Source organism: Sulfurimonas sp. (assembly GCF_016744025.1).
Classification (GTDB): domain Bacteria; phylum Campylobacterota; class Campylobacteria; order Campylobacterales; family Sulfurimonadaceae; genus Sulfurimonas.
Genome location: NZ_JADGFC010000231.1, coordinates 1 through 2,126, shown reverse-complemented (window position 1 = coordinate 2,126; position 2,126 = coordinate 1). Strand labels below are relative to the sequence as shown.

General features: G+C 28.6%; 2 protein-coding genes. One reads left to right on the top strand and one right to left on the bottom strand.

Annotated features, from left to right (window positions below):
• The first annotated feature begins 152 nt into the window (after positions 1 to 152).
• A complete protein-coding gene (locus tag QZZ48_RS15550) occupies positions 153 to 983 on the top strand; it encodes a rhodanese-like domain-containing protein (RefSeq protein ID WP_294967167.1) in 831 nt (276 codons plus the stop codon).
• Here QZZ48_RS15550 and QZZ48_RS15545 read toward each other — a convergent pair.
• Entirely contained in the window at positions 917 to 2,008 is a 1,092-nt protein-coding gene (locus QZZ48_RS15545) for a methyl-accepting chemotaxis protein (protein WP_294967166.1), read from the bottom strand. The genes QZZ48_RS15550 and QZZ48_RS15545 overlap by 67 nt on opposite strands.
• Between the last annotated feature and the right edge of the window lie 118 nt (positions 2,009 to 2,126).

Here is a 2,126-nt window from a genome sequence, read left to right as displayed (position 1 = left end):
TTATTCAGGTTAACACACGCTTTAGTATTAATTGTGAATTAATTGTAAAATATATTTATTTTATTTAAATATTTTCTTAATAATGTGTTAAAAAAATGATAACTTAGAATTAATTTGTTATAATTAAATTATCAAAATCAAAGGATAAGACAATGAAGAAAATCGTAATTTTATTAATTGCAAGTATTTCAATACTTCTAGGGGGTAGTGATTTTAAAATCGTAACATTTGATGAGGCTGTAAAACTTCACAAGCAAAAAGATGTACTGTTTATTGATGCAAGACCAGCTAAGTTATTTAAGTTAGGAACTATTCTTGGTTCTATTAATATTAATATGAAAGATAAAGGTATGCTCACTTATAAAGCAAAATTAGGAATGCTTCCATCTGATAAAGATACAAAGATTGTTTCATTTTGTAATGGACCTAAATGTATGCTTTCTCATAAATTAGCAAAAAATCTTAAAAAAGATGGATATACAAATATAGTTGTATATGCAGGTGGTGCTCCAGAATGGAAAAAGAAAAAAGCTCCATCAATGGGTCTTTTAAGAGAGTGTAAAAAAACAGCAGCTACTTATGTTCCAGAAGCAAAAAACAAAGTTGTTGTTAATGGAGTAACTCTTTATAAAGGTGCTGATGAGGGAATGATTGATCAACGTTGGTTTTCTAAAAAGCTAAATGATGGAGAAGTTCCAAAAGGTGTTGTTCTTGTAGATGTACGAAAAGTAAAAGATTATAAAGAAGGACATTATAAAGGCGCTATAAATGTTCCTTATGATTCTGATAAAGCTACTTTAGATTTTTCTAAACTTCCAAAAAATAAAACGATTGTTTTTTATTGCTATACTGGAATGATGTCTGTAGGCTCTTTTCAAGCAGTTCAAGAAAATAAGATGGATACAGAATCTGTTTTTTATGTAGATGCAAATGTTGAGTGTGAAAATGGTAAATGTAAAGCAGAAGCAAACGAAGATTTATAATAAAATAACTCTTCATTTAATTGCTGAGTCATTTTATGAAGATTCTCACTAGCACCAGCCATTTCTTCCACACTTCTTGCATTTATACTTGAAATATCATTGATTTGCTCAATGTCATTTGTTATTAAATCAATTTTCTTTGCAGTATCTATATCGTCTTGTACAGTTTTTTCTGTGCTATCAATTGATTTTTCTAATACACTAGATACCTTAATTACACTATTCTCAACGTTTATAGATACTTCAGAAATAGTATTTATATTTTGTGAGTTTTCATTCATCTCTTGACTTACACTAGTTATTGACTGTATTACTACACTTATTGTTGCATTTATTTCTACAAGTGATTTTTGAGTTCTTTCTGCAAGTTTTCTAACTTCATCTGCTACTACAGAAAATCCACGACCATGCTCACCAGCTCTTGCGGCTTCTATAGCTGCATTAAGTGCGAGTAAGTTTGTTTGATCAGCTATGTCATTAATCACCATTAATACATCTTTAACTTCATTAGTATTTGCGCTAACTTGATTAAGCTTTTGTGCTAAATCAATCTCTGTATGTGCAGTGTTTTGAAGTAAACCAGAAAGGTTAACAACTTCTTTTCTAACACTATCAAGATTAAATGTAATTTGCCCAACTTCTTCTTTTAAAGATTTGGCATTTTCTACAGAACTTTCAAGGTGATTTTTTAAATCCTTAGACATACTCGTTGTTTTAAGAACAATATTTGCTTCTGTTTTTGCTCTTTGACCAACTTCTAATGCAGTAACAGAAAGTTCATGAGATACTGAAGCATTTTCATTACTGTTTTGTTTTGCTTTATTTACGGTGATTTGTATCTTTTGAATAAAATTATTGATGTTAAGACTTATCTCCCCTATAAGATCTTTACTCTTAACTTCAAGTCTTTGTTTTAAATCTCCATCTTTACTTGAAAGATTTTCAATGACTTTATTTAGTTCAATAAGAGGTTTAAATTGAATATTTAAAATAAGAGAAAGAAGAATAATTGAAATAACAATCATGATAAATCCAATTATCATAAGTATAATGAACCCCTAAAACTGAACCAGTAAAATTTGTTTTCTTATTTCAAAAATGATAAAATTGAAATAGAAAATATAGGGATTAAATATGAGTGTA